Below are 17,282 nucleotides of genomic sequence, written 5' to 3' on the forward strand. Positions count from 1 at the left end.
TTTCAATAAGATCAAACGCTTCCGCAGGATCGCATTGCGTTGCGAGAAATCCGTCAGCTCATTCAAAGCCTTCGTTGATCTCGCATGCGCAATGGCTTGGATCAGCTAAATGCAGACGCCGCCTAGATCCCGCAGGATGCGTGCAAGAACACGAAGAAGGAGTCAGGCCCATGCTGATTGTCATTTCTCCGGCCAAGAAACTTGACATGACGCCGGTTGACGGGGTCACGCCGACGCAGCCGGAATTCACCGCCGATGCCGAGAAACTGGCCGGTGTGGCGCGCGGGCTCGAGGCGGACGGGTTGAAACGACTGATGAAGATCAGCGACTCCCTGGCCAGGCTCAATGCCGACAGGTTTCGCGATTTCGGCACCATGGAAACAAAGCCCGCGGCCCTGGCCTTTGCCGGAGACACCTATCAGGGGCTGGAGGCGGGCACACTGGACCCTGACGAGATGCGCTTTGCCCAGGATCATCTGCGTATCCTGTCGGGTCTTTACGGATTGTTGCGCCCGCTTGACGCGATTCAGCCCTACCGCCTCGAGATGGGCAGCCGGCTGGTCACCGATCGTGGCCCGACGCTTTATGACTACTGGGGTCAGCGGCTTTCCCGCGCGCTTGACCAACAGGCCGAAACGGTGGGGGCGACGGCGCTTGTCAATTGCGCCAGCCAGGAATATTTCAGTGCCGTGGACGCGGATGTGCTTCGTCTTCGGGTCATCACCCCGGTCTTCATGGAGGAGCATGCCGACGGTCCGCGAATCGTCAGTTTCCATGCCAAGAAAGCGCGCGGCGCGATGACCCGCTTCATCGTCCAGAACCGTCTTGAGGATCCCGATGCGCTGACCAGGTTCGACAGTGGCGGCTACCGCTACAACCCGGTGATGTCGGAAGCCGACCGCCCGGTATTTCTGCGCGGCTGATCGCCGCGGTCATCCCGTCCTTTCGCAGTGGTCCGCGCTGCCGCCCTCGGGGTCGCGCGCGCCTTCGGGCCGGGCCGCGGCAATCCGCTCGATGATGGCGCCCTTGTTCAGCGGCTTGGTCAGGTAGTGGTCAAGCCCCGCGGCAAGGATACCCTCGGAATCGCCGTCCATCGCATGGGCTGTCATCGCCACCACGGTCACATGAACACCGGTGTCGGCCTCGATGGCGCGGATTTCGCCGGTGGCCTCCTTGCCGTCCTTGCCCGGCATCGAGATGTCCATGAAAACGATATCAGGGTCGAATTCCCGATAAAGCGTCACCGCTTCGGCGCCGTTCTCGGCAAAGCGCAGTTCGATATCGAGGTTCTTGATCATCCTGGAGAACACCAGCCGGTTGGTGCGATTGTCCTCGGCGGCCAGGATCCGCATCGCCCGTGGCGGGGCGGCGGCGTCCGGCGCGGTCTGCCGCGTCGCTTCCGGCTGCTGCGGGGCCTGTGCGGGGTTGCCCTGTTCGGCGGGCGCCGCGTCCGGAGGGGCGGCGTGGTGTTCTTCCGGCACGCACAGCGCCGCGAAGAGATCCTGACGCGGCACCGGTTTCTGAAGCACCGTGTGAAGGTGGCGCCGCGCGGGATCCGACTCGGCATAGCCAGTATTGTCGCTCATCAGGATGATCGGTACCGCATGGCCGGCGGCATGCGCGGCCTCGGCGAATTCCAGCCCGTCCATACCCGGCATCGAATGTTCGCAAATCACCAGATCCGGGGCAGGATCCTGCCCCGCCAGCCGGTCCAGCGCCGCCATCCCGTTCTTGCAGGTGGCCACACTGAGGCCGACCTGGGACAGCTGCCGTTCGAGAATGCCACGCCCGATGGCGCCCGGATCCACGACCATGACCTGTTTCAGATCAACGGGGAGCCGGGGCTCCGCGGCCACACCGCCTTCCGCCTCGGGCAGGGCGATGCGAAATCCGAACGTCGCGCCGCGCCCGGGTTCGGAATCGGCCCATATCTCGCCGCCCATCAACCGGATCAGCTGCCGCGATATCGCAAGGCCCAGCCCGGTACCCTCGAACTTGCGGCTCTGTGCATCGTCCACCTGGTTGAACTCGCCGAATACGTGCCCGATCTTGTCGGGCGGAATGCCGATCCCGGTATCCTCGACGGTGACGTGAAGCTCCGTGCGGCCGGTCTCGTCGGGGGTCTGGCCCACGACACGGATCAGCACGTGGCCCCTCTCGGTGAACTTCACAGCGTTGCCCACCAGATTTGTCAGCACCTGCCGCAAACGACCGGGATCGCCGACAAGGCGGGTCGGCAGGAAGATGTCGTAATCCAGCAACAGGTCCAGCCCCTGATCGCGTGCCTTGGGCTGCATCAGCATGATCAGTTCATGCAGGCACCTCTCGAGATCGAAGGGCTCTGGCTTGAGCATCAGCTTGTCGGCCTCGATCTTGGAATAGTCCAGCACGTCGTTGATGATCACCAGAAGCGCTTCGCCGGAACTGCGGATCGTGTTGGTATAGAGCCTCTGTTCCTCGCTCAGCCCGGTTTCGGCCAACAATTCGGCCATCCCCACCACGCCGTTCATCGGGGTACGAATTTCATGGCTCATGTTGGCAAGGAAAGTGGACTTGGCACGGTTTGCGGCCTCCGCCCGATGTCTCGCCGCCTTGAGTTCCTTCTGGTAGCGTACCGTGTCGCTGATGTTCAGCGCCAGGCTCACGAGGTCGCCGTCATGGCCGCGCTGGTCTATCAGCTTGATGTATTCGCCGCTCCACAACCGGATGACATGCGGTTCGGGATCGGGGCTCTGCCAGCGGTCAAGCATCCGTTCGCGCCATGCCGATGGTGTTTCGGCCCCGATATCCACGATCCCTTCCTCGGTGATGATCTGCAGGATCTCGGCATAGGAAATGCCGGGCTTTACCGCCTCCAGCCCGTCGAATACCGCCAGATAGGCGTCATTGGCCCCGATCATCCGGCTGTCCATGTCGAAAAATGCGAAACCGTCATGAATCGTCTCGATCGAGAGCCACAGCCGCCGCTCGGCGATTTCCACCTTTTCATTGGCCACGGTCAGATCGGATTTCACCTTTCGGTTCTCGTCGCGCACCGTGGCCACCTGCGCGCGTGTTTCCACGATCTCGTCCGACAGGGCCCGCGCGTGCCTGCCCAGCTTGCGGTTGGCCGCGTGCAGTTCTTCCTTCTTGAGTTCCAGCAGGCGTTCCGCCGCCAGTCGTGCGCGCCGTTCCTCGGCCAGCTTGTTGGCAAGGCTCATGCCCGTCCTCCGCCTTTCGCATCCGGGACCATGGCGCAGAAGGTCCACGACTAAGGTGAACACCCGATTAACCGCTCCGCCGGAATCATTGCCAGACGGATGGGTGCGTGGCACCATGAGCCCATTCCAGACAGGAGGCCGCAATGCCGTGCCGCATTTTCGCGCTCGCGCTCTTTTCCGTTCTGGCCGTTCAGGCCGCCGCGCAATCCCCCGTTCCTGATCGTCGCGCCGCGATCATCCGCGATGTCGATCTGATCGGCACGGACCTTCAGGCACTTTTCGATACCTCTTTCAAAGCCTGCCGCACCGCCTGTCTGGCCAACCCTGATTGCACCGCTTTCACCTACAACAGCGGATCGCGCGCCTGTTTTCCCAAGCGCGATGTTCAAGAGGAAACGGGATACGAGGGCGCTGTCTCGGGCGAGATCCTGGCCACCGACCCCGCGGTTCTCCATGCCGCCGAGGCCCGTTCGGTGGACCTCGAATTCCTGTCCGGCGAGGATCTGCGCAAGGTCCGCGAACTGGCGATCGGGATCGGGTCCGATCACCCGGCCGGACAATGGGGTATCAGCGCGCTTCTCAAGGCGGCGCAGGACAGTTTCGCGCGTGGCGATGCGCGCAATGCCATGCGCTGGACCGGCGCGGCGGTCTCGCGCTCGGACGCCAGCGACCAGTGGACCGATTATGCCCGCCTGACGCTCGCGATCGAGGCCGAAAGCCCCGCTGAACGCACCCGCCGGGCAGGGCGCGCGCTACACGCCGCCGCCAACGCCTATATCAGGGGCGGAACGGACGGTGCGCGGGTCAATGCCCTGCTGGAAATGGGGCGTGCGCTGGAGCGTCTGGGCCGCGGCAAGGATACCGTCAGCGCCTTGCGCCTTGCGGAAAACATCGCACCCCGGGCCGATGTGACCGCGGAACTGAAGGCGGCGGCGGGCAAGTACGGCTTCCGCATCACGGGCCACAGCACGGAAAACGAGGCCGAGGCGCCGCGCATCTGCGCCGAGTTCTCCGGCCCGTTGGTGAAAGCCGGCACCGATTACGCCCCTTTCGTGCAACTGCCCGATCCGGGACTCGTGGTACAGGCCGGAGAAAGGCAGCTCTGTATTGACGGGGTCGAGCACGGGGAACGCTACACCGTGACATTCCGCAAGGGCTTGCCGGCCGCCAGCGGCGAGACGCTGCTGAACCCGGTCGAACTGTCCTTTTACGTGCGTGACCGTTCCCCGTCGGTCGCGTTTCCGGGCCGGGCCTTTGTCCTGCCGCGCGCTGCCGGTGCGGCGCTGCCGGTGGAGACGGTGAACCTCGACGCGCTGTCGCTGACACTTCGCCGGGTGAGCGATCGCAATCTTCTGCGCACCATGCAGGAGGATTATTTTGCCCGCCCCCTTGGTCGGCATGACCTCGCCCGGTTTTCGTCCGACATCGCCGAGGAGGTCTGGACCGGAACCGGCGAAGTGGGCAACGAACTGAACCGCACCATGACGACCCGCCTGCCGATGGATGCGGCGATGGAGGGCCTGGACCCTGGCATTTACGCCCTCACCGCGCGGCCCGCCGGAATGGACCGTGACCGGGATGCGGCGGCCACGCAATGGTTCGTGCTCACCGATCTGGGCATGACCACCCTCAAGGGCACTGACGGTCTGCATGTGTTCCTGCGCGGACTTTCGGATGCCGAGCCCCTGGACGACGTGGAACTGACACTTTTCAACCGTGCCAACAGCGAACTGGCCACGGCCCGGACCGATGCGCGGGGCCATGCCCTGTTTCCGCCCGGCCTGCTGCGCGGCGAGGATGGCAGCGCCCCCGCACTGGTCATGGCCCGGCGTGGCGTTGAGGACATGGCGTTCCTGTCGCTCACCGAACCTGCTTTTGACCTTTCCGACCGGGGGGTCGAGGGGCGCGCACCCGCACCGCCGGTGGATGTGTTCCTGACCACGGATCGCGGAGCCTACCGGACCGGCGAGACGATTCATGCCACTGCCCTGGCCCGTGACGGCAACGCCGGGGCGGTCCCCGGCCTGCCCCTTACCGCGATCCTGACCCGGCCCGACGGTGTGGAATACGCGCGCCATCTGTCATCCGATGACGTGGCCGGCGGGCATGTCTTTTCCATGCCCCTGGGCGCCGACGTGCCGCGCGGCACCTGGCGGCTCGACATCAAGGCGGATCCCGGGGCTGATTCGCTGGCAAGCGCAAATGTCCTCGTGGAGGATTTTCTGCCCGAACGGATTGAGCACGAGATATCGCTGCCAGAAACGCCTTTGGCGCCCGGTGACACGGTACCGCTGACACTGCAGGCCCGGTATCTTTTCGGCGGTCCCGGTGCGGGCCTCCGGGCCGAGGGCAACCTGAGGATGGAGCCGCGGCGACGCCTCGAAGGGTTTCCCGGTTACCTGTTCGGGCGCCACGATGCCCGCGCGGCCGGCACCGGCACCTACATAGAGGGCGGCGAGACGGATAGTGACGGGCGGCTGGAACTGCCGCTGAGCCTGCCCGAAACCGCGCAGGGGGATCGCCCTTACGAGGCACGGATCACGATGCGCGTACGCGAAGGGTCGGGCCGCCCGGTGGAACGTGTCCTGACCCGGATGTTGTCACCGGTCGGCTCGATGATCGGAATCCGCCCCGCGTTCGACGATGTCGTGCCGCGCGGCAGCCCGGCGGAATTCAGGGTGATGGGAATCGGACCGGACCTTGGGGCGAAGCCGATGCAGGTGCGCTGGACCGTCAACCGCGTCAACACACGCTATCAATGGTATCGACAGTACGGGAACTGGAACTGGGAGCCGGTGACCACGCGGAGGCGTGTCGCCACCGGCAAGGCGACGCTGGGCGACGGGCCGGCCACGATCTCGGCCGGGGTCGGACATGGCCGGCACGAACTGGTGGTCGAGCGGCTGGACGGTGAATACGTCTCCGCCTCCGTGGAATTCGATTCCGGCTGGTACGCCCCCGCCGAGGCCGGCACCACGCCCGATACCCTCGATGTGTCGCTGGACAGGCAAGACTACCGCGCCGGAGACACCGCCAAGCTCCGCCTCGTGCCGCGCCATGGCGGCATCGCGCTGATCACCGTGCTGACCAACCGCGTGATCGACATGAAGGCTGTCCCGGTTTCCGAGGGCGAAAACACGGTCACCCTTCCGGTGACGGAAGAGTGGGGCGCAGGCGCCTACGTGACGGCGCAGGTGATCCGCCCGATGGATGTGCCTGCCGGACGCAATCCGGCCCGATCTCTTGGGCTGGCCTACGCGCCCGCCGACCCCGGTGACCGGCAGCTTGACGTCAGCATCGAGGCGCCCGAGACCGCCGATCCGCGCGGCCCGCTCGCGGCAACCGTCCTTGTCGGAGGGCTGGAAGAGGGGCAGCCGGGCCATGTCACCCTTGCGGCCGTGGATCTGGGCATTCTCAACCTTACCGGGTTCGAAAGCCCCGATCCGTCCGCGCATTATTTCGGGCAGCGCAGGCTTGGTGTGGAAATCCGCGATCTCTATGGGCGGCTGATCGACGGGATGAACGGGGCCGAGGGCCGTGTGCGTTCGGGCGGGGATGCCGGTGCCGCGATGGAGATGCAGGCCACTCCACCCACCGACGAACTGGTCGCCTTCTTTTCCGGTCCTCTCTCCGTGGGCTCTGACGGCACCGCGACGGCCCGTTTCGATATCCCCGACTTCAATGGTACCGTCCGCCTGATCGCAGTGGCATGGTCGGCGCGTGGCGTCGGGCAGGCCGATCGGGATGTCATGGTGCGCGATCCCGTCGTTGTCTCGGCCTCGCTGCCGCGGTTTCTGGCGCCGGGCGACCAAAGCCGCCTGCTGCTGGAAATCACCCATGCCGAAGGCCCGGCCGGGCGCATGGGCCTCGATGTGTCCGCGGGCGCCGGCCTTGAGCTTGGTGACCTGCCGCCGGGCATCGACCTGACGCCGCAGGAAACCGCCCGGCTGAGCGTGGCTGTCACTGCGGGTGCGCCCGGCGATCACCCGCTGCGCGTTGCCCTGACCACCCCGGATGGCCGGCAGTTGACGAAAACCCTCACTCTGCCGGTGCGGCGCAACGATCCTCCGGTCTCCCGTACCCGGCGCATCACGCTGGCGCCGGGTGATACCCTCACGCTGGATACCGAGGTTTTCGCGGGCCTGCGCGCCGCCGGTGCGGAGGCGGTGATCTCGGCCGGGCCTCTGGCACGCCTCGATGTTCCGGGGTTGCTGCGGTCGCTCGATCGCTATCCCTACGGCTGTACCGAGCAGGTGACATCGCGGGCGATGCCGCTTCTGTACCTCAACGAGGTGGCGCAAACCCTCGGCATGGGAGATGATGCCGCGATCAGGGCGCGGATCGACAAGGCGATCGCCCGTGTGCTGACGCGGCAGTCGGGAAATGGTGCTTTCGGCCTCTGGCGTGCCGGGTCCGGGGATTTTTGGCTTGATGCCTACGTGGCCGATTTCCTGTCGCGGGCGCGGGCCGAAGGGCATCAGGTGCCTGACCGCGCGTTTGCACTGGCGATGGACAACCTGCGCAACAGGGTGAACTACGCCCCCGATTTTGACAGCGGTGGTGAGAGCATCGCCTACGCGCTGATGGTGCTGGCCCGCGAGGGTGCGGCGCGAATTGGTGACCTGCGATACTTCGCCGATGTAAAGGGTGATGCCTTCGCCACTCCGCTCGCCACGGCGCAGCTTGCCACGGCGCTGGCCTCGTACGGCGATCAGACCCGCGCGGACAGGCTCTTTCGGCGTGCGACGGCCCAGCTTTCCGAACCTTCGGGCACCGACCGGGCGCAGCGCTGGCGGGCCGACTACGGAACATCAACGCGCGACAGGGCCGGGCTGCTGGCGCTGCTGACCGAGGCGGGCAGCGATGCCGCCGATCCGGAACGCCTGGCCGATGACCTGGCTCTCGCGGGTCCGCGGATGTCGACGCAGGAACAGGCCTGGACCCTGCTGGCGGCGCGCGCCCTGATCGACGCGCCCGGCACCGGCGGCCTGACGTTGGACGGCACACCGATCACCGGTCCCTTCGTGCGCGCGCTGGACGGCAGCATGCCGCATCACCGCGCAGTTCGCAACATCTCGGACCGCGAAACCGGCATCACGCTGACCACCACTGGCGTGCCGCTGGTTCCGCGCGATCCGGGCGGTTACGGCTATCACATCGAGCGTTCCTATCATGACATGGACGGCAATCCCGTCACTCCGGACGCCGTTCAGACCGGGACGCGGCTGGTCACGGTGATCACCGTCCGCCCGTTCGAGGAAGGTGGCGGGCGGCTGATCATCGATGACCCGCTGCCGGCGGGCCTGGAGATCGACAACCCCAACCTCCTGCGCTCCGGCGATGTGCGGGCGCTTGACTGGCTCGATCCCGCGGAGGCCCGACATGCGGAATTTCGGTCCGAACGGTTTCTTGCCGCGGTGGATTGGCGGGGCGACGATCCGTTCCACCTGGCCTATGTGGTGCGCGCCGTGACGCCGGGCGAGTATCATCATCCCGCGGTGACGGTCGAAGACATGTATCGCCCGCGCTACCGCGCTCATGGCGCCACCGGCGCGATGAGAGTGATCGAATGACACCGGGCCGGGGCCGATGACCGGGCGCACCGTCGCCATCGCGCATTGGCGTGCACAGGATCGCTGGGGCGATGACAAATGCCGCCTGGCGCGGGCTGACCACGGCTGGCTTCTGGTCGGGCACGCGCGGTTCCGGGATTCCAACGGCTTCGCGGCACTCGATTACGTGCTGCGTTGTGACGAGAACTGGCACAGCCTCGGCGCCGATATCGCCGGGCTGCATGACGGTGCCGATGTGAGCCTTAGGATCGAACGCTGCGATGACGGCTGGCAGGTCAATGACAGCCCGCAGTCCGGCGTTGGCGCGGTGCCCGATCTTGATCTCGGCTTCACGCCGGCAACCAACCTGATGCCGTTACGCCGCCTCGCCCTGCAACAGTCCGATCGCCTGTCCCTTACCGCGGCCTGGCTGGATTACCCGCGAAACAGGCTCTGGCCGCTGGATCAGGTTTATGCAAGGACCGGCGTTTACGGGCGCGTGGCCTACAGCGCCGCGCAAACCGGCCACGAGACCGTGCTGGAGGTCGACCCGAGCGGCTTGATCACCCTTTATCCCGGCCTTTGGGAGGGCGAGGTGATCAATGCGGCGTCCTGATCATCTTATCTTCGCGCTGGCGCTGGCGCTTTTTGCCGGAGCCGCGGCGCGGGACGCGCTTGACCGCTGGATCTCGGCAACCGCTCTGCCACCCTTGGTGGCTGAAACCTCCACGATCCTCCTTGACCGTGACGGCAGGCTGCTGCGGGTGCTCACGGTGGAAGACGGACGCTGGCGCCTGCCGGTCGCGCCCGGCACTGTGGACCGAACGTATCTCGACATGCTCATCGCCTACGAGGATGGCCGCTTTTACCGTCACCCGGGGATTGACGTTCTGGCAGTGCTGCGCGCCGCTGGTCAGGCGCTGTGGCATGGGCGCATCGTGTCCGGTGGCTCGACCCTGACGATGCAGGTCGCCCGCCTGCTCGAGGATAGCGGCACAGGTCACTGGCGCGGCAAGTTCCGGCAAATGCGCGTCGCGCTGGCACTGGAACGCCGGCTTTCCAAGCGTGAGATCCTGTCGCTCTACCTCGCCCGTGCGCCCTTTGGCGGCAATCTCGAAGGGGTGCGCGCCGCCGCGCTGGCGTGGTTCGGGAAACCGCCCGCCCGCCTTACCCCGGCCGAGGCCGCGCTTCTGGTCGCCCTGCCGCAATCGCCCGAGGCCCGGCGTCCCGATCGCTACCCGGCCATCGCCCGGAAGGCGCGGGATCGCGTTCTGGCGCGCATGGCCGGTGAGGGTGTGATCGGCCAGGACAACCACCGGGCCGCCCTTTCCGAGCCCGTACCCGTCTCGCGCCGCGCGTTTCCCTCCGCGGCACCACACCTCACCGATCGCGCGGCCCGCCTGGCGCCGCACCTGGGCCGCCACGACCTGACCATCGACGGCCCCCTTCAGCGCCGTCTCGAACGCCTTGTGCGTGTCTCGTTGCGCGGCCTGACCGACGGGCTGTCCATCGCGATTCTCGTCGCGGATCACGGCAGTGGAGAAATCCTCGCTTCTGTCGGTTCGGCCGGCTACTCCGCCGCCGGTCAGGGCTTCGTGGACATGACACGGGCACCGCGCTCGCCGGGTTCGATCCTCAAGCCGCTGATCTATGGCATGGCCTTCGACCGTGGCCATGCGCATCCCGAAACCCTGATCATGGACCGCCCGACTGCCTTTGGCCAGTACGCGCCGCAGAATTTCGACGGCCGTTTCATGGGCACGCTCACCGCCGCCGAGGCCCTCAGGCTGTCGCGCAACATTCCCGCGGTGATGCTTGTGGATCAGATCGGCCCCGGCCACCTCATGTCGGCCCTTCGCCGCGTCGGGCTGGATCCGCGGCTGCCGGGCGTGCGGCCCGGCCTCGCCGTGGCCCTGGGCGGGGTGGGCCTCAGCCTGGTCGACCTGGTGCAGCTCTACGCGACGCTCGCGAATGGCGGGCAGGCGCGGCCGCTTTACTGGCGTGCCGACGGGTTGCCGCCGCCCCGGTCGCGCGTCATCGGCCGTGCCGCCGCGTGGCAGGTAGGTGATGTCCTCTCCGGCCTTGCACCGCCGCCGGGCGCGCGGCACGGCGCGCTGGCCTACAAGACGGGCACTTCCTATGGCCACCGCGATGCCTGGGCGCTGGGCTATGACGGGCGGCACGTGGCCGGGGTCTGGATCGGGCGGCCGGACGGGACACCCGTGCCGGGGGCGTTCGGGGGCGATCTCGCCGCGCCGGTGCTCTTCGATGCGTTCCAGCGGCTCAAGCCCGCTTTCGATCCGCTGCCGCCACCGCCGCCCGAGACCCTGATACTGCCCACCGCCGATCTTCCGCCGCCACTGCGCCGGTTTACCGCGCGCGGGGCCGCCTTCGGTCCGGCCCCGGATGCACCCAAGCTGGCCTTTCCTCCCGATGGCGCGCATCTTCCGCTTTCCGGCAATACGCTTCCAGTGAAGGTTCGCGATGGCATCCCGCCCTTCACTTGGATGGCGGACGGACGTCCGCTACTGACCGGCGTGCGCCGTCGTGAAACGGCGCTTTACGGGCTTGAAACGGGCTTTTCCACACTTTCCGTGATCGACGCCCGAGGCCGGGCCGCCCGCGTGTCCGTGCGATTGGACTGAGCGCCGGGCGAGGCCGCCTGCAAGGGCGGACGAGCGGCCCCGCCTGCCGCGGAGCGGGCTCAGAGCCGCTCGAGCGCCAGCGCAATACCCTGCCCGCCGCCGATGCACATCGTCACCAGCGCCTTGCTGCCGCCGATCCGCTCCAGCTCGTACAGCGCCTTGACTGTCAGGATCGCACCGGTGGCCCCGACTGGATGGCCCAGCGCGATCGCGCCGCCGTTGGGGTTCACCTTCGCACCATTCAGCCCCAGGGCCCGGTTCACCGCCAGCGCCTGCGCGGCGAAGGCCTCGTTCGACTCGATGATGTCGAAATCCCCGGCGTCCAGACCCGTTCGTTCTAGAAGGCTCTGCACCGCCGGTATCGGGCCTATTCCCATCACCTCGGGGCGCACCCCGGCATGGGCATAGCCCAGAATGCGCGCTTTCGGTTTCAGACCCGCCTTTTCGGCGGCTTCGGCCCGCGCCATCACCAGTGCCGCGGCGCCGTCATTGATGCCGCTCGCGTTTCCGGCGGTCACCCGCCCCTCCTTCTGGAAGGCAGGGCGCAGCCCTGACAGCCCTTCGGCGGTTGTGGGCTTGGGGTGCTCATCGGTGTCGAAGGCGATGGTGTCGCGTTTCACCCGCACCTCCACGGGCACGATCTGCGACTGGAAATGTCCTGCCTCGATGGCGGCTGCCGCCCGCCGCTGGCTTTCCAGTGCGAAACCGTCCTGGTCCTCGCGGCTGATGTCGTGCTCGGCGGCCACGTTTTCGGCGGTCACACCCATATGCCCGGTGCCGAACGGGCAGTTGAGCGCGCCCAGCATCATGTCGAGCGTACGCACATCGCCCATCTTCGCGCCCCAACGCTGGTCGGGAATGATGAAGGGAGAGCGGCTCATGTTCTCGGCCCCTCCGGCAAGGGCGAAATCGGCATCCCCCAGCATCAGGTTCTGCATCGCGGAAACGATCGCCTGTGCCCCGGATCCGCACAGGCGGTTCACGTTCATCGCCGGGGTGGTCTCCGGGATGCCGGCCTCCATCGCCGCCACCCGGCTCAGGTACATGTCTCGCGGCTCGGTGTTGATCACGTGACCAAAGACGACATGCCCGATCTGTCCGCCTTCCACATTGGCGCGCTCCATCGCCGCGCGGGCCGCGACGGCGCCAAGCTGCGCTGGCGGAGTGCCGGCCAGTGCCCCGCCGAAAGTGCCTATCGCGGTGCGCGCGCCGTCCAGAATCACGATGTTATCCATGCCGTCCTCTCAGGTTGTCATTGTTTCGGGCGCAGGGTATCTTCCCCGGGCTCCTACATGCAATCGCAACCTGCCTTCACGCGTCCCCGGGCCGCAGCGGGATCCGGCCGTCCTTCGTCAACAAACAGCAATCCGTCCCCTCGAAAACCGCCGGCACAAGAGGTCGCCCGAAACCGGCCCCGCCGTCCAGGTCCACCCGGTTTCCGAAATGCGCAGGATGGTGCAGCGGCGTGTGCCCGTGCACAACCAGCCACGGGTGCGGGCCGCGCCAACTCAGGAAAGGTTCGCGGATCCAGATCAGGTCATCCTTCGCCTGATGGTCCAACGCCACGCCCGGCGCGATCCCGGCATGCACGAACAACAGCCCGCCATCCAGGTGATGGAACGGCAGGCCCGACAGGAAATCATGATGCGCCCGCGGGATCGCGGCGCGTGCCGCCGCCGGATCGATGGTTCCGGCCCGGGCCATGATCCCGTAGGAGGCGATCGTTTCGGACCCGCCCAGGTTTTCGCCCATCCAGCCCCGACCGTCGCTATGGCCGTCGAGAAAATCCAGGAACATCTGATCGTGATTGCCGCGCAGCACGATCCAGTTGCGCCCCGCAGCCCGGCCCGAGCGCAAGGTCTCGATCACGCCGCGGCTGTCGGGTCCACGGTCCACGAGGTCGCCAAGGAAAACCACCGGTGCGTTGCGTCCAGCATCGTCGGCCTCGATCCGGCCCAGCGCCTCGTCCAGCATCGCCTTTTGGCCATGTATGTCGCCGACGGCATAGATCGGTCGCGTCATCGCCTTTCCTTTCGGTGCTCACGCGGTCCCGGCCACACCGGTGAGTCGGGTTCATCTTGAACACAAACCTCGCCACGCCCGGGATGCCCGATCAAAACCTGCGTACACGATCTTCGGCGTGGTCAAAACGCCGGGGCGCTCAGGCGGCGGTGCGTGCGGCTTCTGCAGCCTCGCGGATGGTGCGTATGTTGGTCCCGTAAGGTGCGGGATCGGTCACGCTTCCCCCCTTGAAGACACCTGATCCGGCGACCAGAACATCCGCTCCCGCTTCGGCCATCAGCGGTGCGGTATCCGCCGTGATGCCGCCGTCGATTTCGATGTGTATCGGCCGGTCCCCGATCAGGCTACGCAGCTCGCGCACCTTGGAGATCTGGCTGTGTATGAACTTTTGTCCGCCAAAACCGGGATTTACAGTCATCACGCAGATCAGGTCAACCATGTCGAGGAGATGCTCTACATTGCAAAGTCCCGTTCCGGGATTGAGCGCCAGCCCCGCCTTGCAACCCGCCCCGCGGATTGCCTGCAGGGTGCGATGCACATGTGGCCCGGCTTCCAGATGCGCCGTCAGGATGTCCGCCCCGGCCTCTGCGAAAGCGTCAACAAATCGGTCTACAGGGGAAATCATCAGGTGAACGTCCATGACCGTGTGGATATGCGGCCGGATCGCCGCACAAAGCGGCGGGCCGAAAGTGAGGTTCGGCACGAAATGCCCGTCCATCACATCGACATGGATCCAATCCGCGCCCTGCGCTTCGACGCATTGAATTTCTTGACCGAAATTGGCGAAATCGGCGCTTAGAATGGAGGGAGCGATCTTGATCGAACGGTCGATGGTCATGGGCGTTTCTCCTGAACTGGCCGAGATTGAACCGGCCCCGGCTTTGTGCAAATTATGTAGGCTCATGTCCACAGGATCCGAAGGCCCGGCGGGCGGAGGGCGACCGGATGCGCCGCCCATCCAGCAACATCGACATCCCGGCTTCCAAAGACGCTTCGGGAATAGTCCGGTGATCTTGTGTTGACCGATCTCGGGGAGGAAAGAAATTGAACGACACGGAACTCGACACCGCCGCCATTTCGGAATGGCTGAACGGGCGGCTGGAGGGATTTGATGGTCCGGTGAAGGCAGTGAAGTTCAGCGGCGGGCAATCGAATCCGACCTACCGGCTGGAAACCGCGGCCGGCAACTACGTTCTGCGCCGCAAGCCGTCGGGCATTTTGTTGAAATCGGCACACGCGGTGGACCGGGAATACCGGGTGCAGAAGGCGCTGGCCGCCGGTGAAGTTCCCGTGGCTCAGGTGCATGCGCTTTGCGAGGATGACGCCGTGATCGGGTCGGCTTTCTACATCATGGACGAAGTGGCGGGCCGGATTTTCGATGATCCCAGGCTGCCCGGCCTTGACCCTTCCGAGCGTGACGCCCTGATGGACGAGATGAACCGTGTTCTGGCCTCGATTCACAACGTGGATCTGGCAGCGGCGGGGTTGTCGGATTACGGCCCGCCAGGAAATTACTATCGCCGGCAGCTTGACCGCTGGCGGCAGCAATACGAGAAAACGAAAACAGATGATCTGCCCGATATGGAGACATTGATTCTCTGGCTTGACGAAAACATGCCGGCGGATGACGGGCAATGCACGCTGGTACATGGCGATTATCGGCTGGATAATCTCATCTTCGCGCATGACAGCGCCGAATGCCGTGCGGTCCTGGATTGGGAACTCTCCACGCTGGGGCACCCTTATGCCGATCTGGCGGCGGTCGTGATGCAGTGGTCCATGCCGACCGGGCGCGAGGGCCGCGGCCTTGCCGGCGTTGACCGTGCCGCGGCGGGGTTGTGGAGTGACGAGAGGTTCATCGAAATGTACTGCCACCGCCGGGGGCTGGGTTCGATCGACGGGTTCGGTTACTACTTGGCGTTTTCCTATTTCCGCATGGCGGCGATCCTGCAAGGGGTGAAAAAGCGCGCGCTCGACGGAAATGCCGCCGATCCTGAACGTGGTTTGAAATTGGGCACACATGTACCGGAATTTGCCAGACAGGGGCTTGCAACAGCGCGGTCCAGCCGATGAACGGCGCCGGCAGAGATCCGGTTGGCGGCGACGACGGTGTCGCGATGTTGCAGCACCTGGGCGCTCGGATGACCGATTGGAGAGAGGATTTCGCCCAGCTTCAACTGCCTGTCCGGGCACATCTGATGAACCGTCAGGGCTTGCCGCACGGGGGTGTGTACGCCACCCTCCTCGATAGTGCGATGGGCTTCGCCGGGTGCTTCGACAATGATCCTGCAAGGCCGCGTCTGGCGCTTACCCTGACGCTGACCGTGAACTACCTTGCACAGCCTCGGGGCACGGTTCTCATTGCCGAAGCCTGGCGCACCGGAGGAGGGCGGCGCAGTTTCTTCGCCGATGGCAGGGTCGTGGACGAAATCGGCACATCGGTGGCCAGTGGCAGCGGCGTGTTCCGGTATCGCGGTGACGCCTGAGCGGTTACAGTTCGCGGCCGGCCTTCCATTCTCCCCACCGCATGACGGCATTGGCGGCCAGATTTGTCACCGGTCCGGGCGGCAGCCGTCTCGGGTCGGGCTGATCCATCACCTCGCGGAGCAACGCGCTGTCCTGACCGGAGGCAAGATCGGCCGTAAGCATTCCGTGGAGCGTGCCTTTTGCGGTGCCCAGCCCGTTCTGACAGCAGGCCGAAAACAATCGCTCCTCGACCTCGCCAAGCGCCGGAACGCCGTTCCAGCTCAGGCAGAGCCGTCCGCCCCAGCGATGTTCCATGTCCACCCCGTCCAGCATGGGAAAGCGCGCGGCAAAGGCCCTGTCGTGATCACGTGCCACGCGGGCGATCCGCCGTGCGCCGACCTCCATTGACGGGTCGCATGTGAAACGGTTGCGCACCACGATCCGGTCCCCGCCGGAGCCCGAAATCCGCCGAACGGTGGTGCCCATGGGATCAGCCGGTGTCACCCCCCACGATGATGCACCGCCAAGGCGGCGGCATTCATCGGAGGACAAGGCACGCGTCATGGAGGCGTAGGTAAAGACATGCAGCAGGCGGCCCCGGAAATGTCCGAAACTCTCTGCGTGGCCGTTCACCGCCAGGATGACCCTTGGGGCCGTGACATCCCCCCGGGGGGTTGTCGCCGTCCAGTCGCCTTTGCGGTTCAGGGCGGTCACAGGGCTCATTTCATGGATATGTACGCGGTTGGATCGCAGCGCCGCGGCGACCCCGCGCACGAACATTGCCGGCTGGATCATCGCCGTGCCGGGCGTGTAAAGGCCGCTGCGATAATAGTCCGTGCCCGTCATCTCACGCATGCGACCGCCATCCAGCAACTCGAAGGGTTCGCCCATCTGCCCGAGATGCCGCGCGTAGGCAATATTGTGCAGATGGCCCTTTTCCGTGGCTGCGGCATTGGTCTTGCCGGATTGCGAAAACGCCTCTTGGGGAAGCTGGAACTCGGCGGCCATATCCGCGGCGAATTCGATCGCTGCCCGATTGGCCCGCGTCTGTGCCTGATCCGCGGCAACGGCGCCGCCATAATCCTCGGATGCCAGATCGTGGGGCAGGTCGATCATGAATCCGGTATTGCGTCCGGCGGGGCCTTCACCGATGCGGCGCGCCTCCAGAAGGACGATCCTGGCGTCCGGGTGGAGCTGCGCCAGGCGCCTGACTGCCGCAAGACCGGCAAATCCGCCACCGATGACGAGCCAGTCCGCATTCCGGTGACCGGACAGGACATCGGCGGCCTGTTGATCAGGCAGGATTGCGCTCCAGGCTGCCGGTCCGGGATCCACTGGCAAGCGTGTGATGTTCATGGCCGGAGGACCATTCCTGGACGCTGATCCGGTGAATGCAT

General features: G+C 65.9%; 11 protein-coding genes and 1 pseudogene. 7 read left to right on the forward strand and 5 right to left on the reverse strand.

Annotated features, from left to right (window positions below):
- Window positions 1-109: pseudogene (locus DQW77_RS18480) on the forward strand (IS5/IS1182 family transposase); the annotation flags it as partial.
- Between the two features lie 61 nt (window positions 110-170).
- The gene (gene yaaA / locus DQW77_RS08035; protein ID WP_113257699.1) at window positions 171-923 is read left to right on the forward strand and encodes a peroxide stress protein YaaA; all 753 of its coding nucleotides are present in this window, start codon (window positions 171-173) and stop codon (window positions 921-923) included.
- A gap of 9 nt (window positions 924-932) precedes the next feature.
- On the opposite strand, the gene DQW77_RS08040 is transcribed toward yaaA, so the two are convergent.
- Window positions 933-3,200: a response regulator gene (locus DQW77_RS08040; RefSeq protein WP_113257700.1), complete on the reverse strand. Its 2,268-nt coding sequence runs from the start codon at window positions 3,198-3,200 to the stop codon at window positions 933-935.
- 143 nt (window positions 3,201-3,343) lie between these two features.
- Here DQW77_RS08040 and DQW77_RS08045 point away from each other — a divergent pair, with 143 nt between their 5' ends.
- The 3 genes from DQW77_RS08045 to pbpC are packed head-to-tail and all read left to right on the forward strand — an operon-like array spanning window position 3,344 to window position 11,397.
- The gene (locus DQW77_RS08045; RefSeq protein ID WP_113257701.1) at window positions 3,344-8,773 is read left to right on the forward strand and encodes an alpha-2-macroglobulin family protein; all 5,430 of its coding nucleotides are present in this window, start codon (window positions 3,344-3,346) and stop codon (window positions 8,771-8,773) included.
- 16 nt (window positions 8,774-8,789) lie between these two features.
- Window positions 8,790-9,368, forward strand: a complete 579-nt coding sequence (locus DQW77_RS08050) for a putative glycolipid-binding domain-containing protein (RefSeq protein ID WP_113257702.1) — start codon at window positions 8,790-8,792, stop codon at window positions 9,366-9,368.
- A complete protein-coding gene (gene pbpC / locus DQW77_RS08055; protein ID WP_113257703.1) occupies window positions 9,355-11,397 on the forward strand; it encodes a penicillin-binding protein 1C in 2,043 nt (680 codons plus the stop codon). The genes DQW77_RS08050 and pbpC overlap by 14 nt, the downstream gene beginning before the upstream one ends.
- A 59-nt stretch (window positions 11,398-11,456) precedes the next feature.
- Here pbpC and DQW77_RS08060 read toward each other — a convergent pair whose 3' ends face one another.
- The 3 genes from DQW77_RS08060 to rpe form a co-directional block, all read right to left on the reverse strand.
- The gene (locus tag DQW77_RS08060) at window positions 11,457-12,632 is read right to left on the reverse strand and encodes an acetyl-CoA C-acyltransferase family protein (RefSeq protein ID WP_113257704.1); all 1,176 of its coding nucleotides are present in this window, start codon (window positions 12,630-12,632) and stop codon (window positions 11,457-11,459) included.
- A gap of 76 nt (window positions 12,633-12,708) precedes the next feature.
- On the reverse strand, window positions 12,709-13,419 hold the full coding sequence (locus tag DQW77_RS08065) for a metallophosphoesterase family protein (RefSeq protein WP_113257705.1): 711 nt from the start codon (window positions 13,417-13,419) through the stop codon (window positions 12,709-12,711).
- A 139-nt stretch (window positions 13,420-13,558) separates the two neighbouring features.
- Window positions 13,559-14,257: a ribulose-phosphate 3-epimerase gene (gene rpe, locus DQW77_RS08070; RefSeq protein WP_113257706.1), complete on the reverse strand. Its 699-nt coding sequence runs from the start codon at window positions 14,255-14,257 to the stop codon at window positions 13,559-13,561.
- 206 nt (window positions 14,258-14,463) lie between these two features.
- Between rpe and DQW77_RS08075 the strand changes: the two genes are divergently transcribed.
- Window positions 14,464-15,492, forward strand: a complete 1,029-nt coding sequence (locus tag DQW77_RS08075; RefSeq protein ID WP_113257707.1) for a phosphotransferase family protein — start codon at window positions 14,464-14,466, stop codon at window positions 15,490-15,492.
- A 44-nt stretch (window positions 15,493-15,536) separates the two neighbouring features.
- Window positions 15,537-15,905, forward strand: a complete 369-nt coding sequence (locus tag DQW77_RS08080) for a PaaI family thioesterase (RefSeq protein WP_309301310.1) — start codon at window positions 15,537-15,539, stop codon at window positions 15,903-15,905.
- A 4-nt stretch (window positions 15,906-15,909) separates the two neighbouring features.
- Here DQW77_RS08080 and DQW77_RS08085 read toward each other — a convergent pair whose 3' ends face one another.
- Window positions 15,910-17,241 carry an FAD-binding oxidoreductase gene (locus tag DQW77_RS08085; RefSeq protein WP_113257709.1) on the reverse strand — a complete coding sequence of 444 codons (1,332 nt, stop codon included), beginning with the start codon at window positions 17,239-17,241 and terminating at the stop codon, window positions 15,910-15,912.
- Window positions 17,242-17,282 lie beyond the last annotated feature (41 nt).

The sequence above is a fragment of the Roseovarius sp. TE539 genome (genome assembly GCF_003298505.1).
Taxonomy (GTDB): domain Bacteria; phylum Pseudomonadota; class Alphaproteobacteria; order Rhodobacterales; family Rhodobacteraceae; genus Roseovarius.

Coding starts and splice junctions, on each gene's coding strand:
- pbpC (WP_113257703.1), top strand. CDS start 9,355: ATGCGGCGTCCTGATCATCTTATCTTCGCGCTGGCGCTGGCGCTTTTT.
- DQW77_RS08045 (WP_113257701.1), top strand. CDS start 3,344: ATGCCGTGCCGCATTTTCGCGCTCGCGCTCTTTTCCGTTCTGGCCGTT.
- rpe (WP_113257706.1), bottom strand. CDS start 14,257: ATGACCATCGACCGTTCGATCAAGATCGCTCCCTCCATTCTAAGCGCC.
- DQW77_RS08065 (WP_113257705.1), bottom strand. CDS start 13,419: ATGACGCGACCGATCTATGCCGTCGGCGACATACATGGCCAAAAGGCG.
- DQW77_RS08080 (WP_309301310.1), top strand. CDS start 15,537: ATGTTGCAGCACCTGGGCGCTCGGATGACCGATTGGAGAGAGGATTTC.
- DQW77_RS08060 (WP_113257704.1), bottom strand. CDS start 12,632: ATGGATAACATCGTGATTCTGGACGGCGCGCGCACCGCGATAGGCACT.
- DQW77_RS08085 (WP_113257709.1), bottom strand. CDS start 17,241: ATGAACATCACACGCTTGCCAGTGGATCCCGGACCGGCAGCCTGGAGC.
- yaaA (WP_113257699.1), top strand. CDS start 171: ATGCTGATTGTCATTTCTCCGGCCAAGAAACTTGACATGACGCCGGTT.
- DQW77_RS08040 (WP_113257700.1), bottom strand. CDS start 3,200: ATGAGCCTTGCCAACAAGCTGGCCGAGGAACGGCGCGCACGACTGGCG.
- DQW77_RS08050 (WP_113257702.1), top strand. CDS start 8,790: ATGACCGGGCGCACCGTCGCCATCGCGCATTGGCGTGCACAGGATCGC.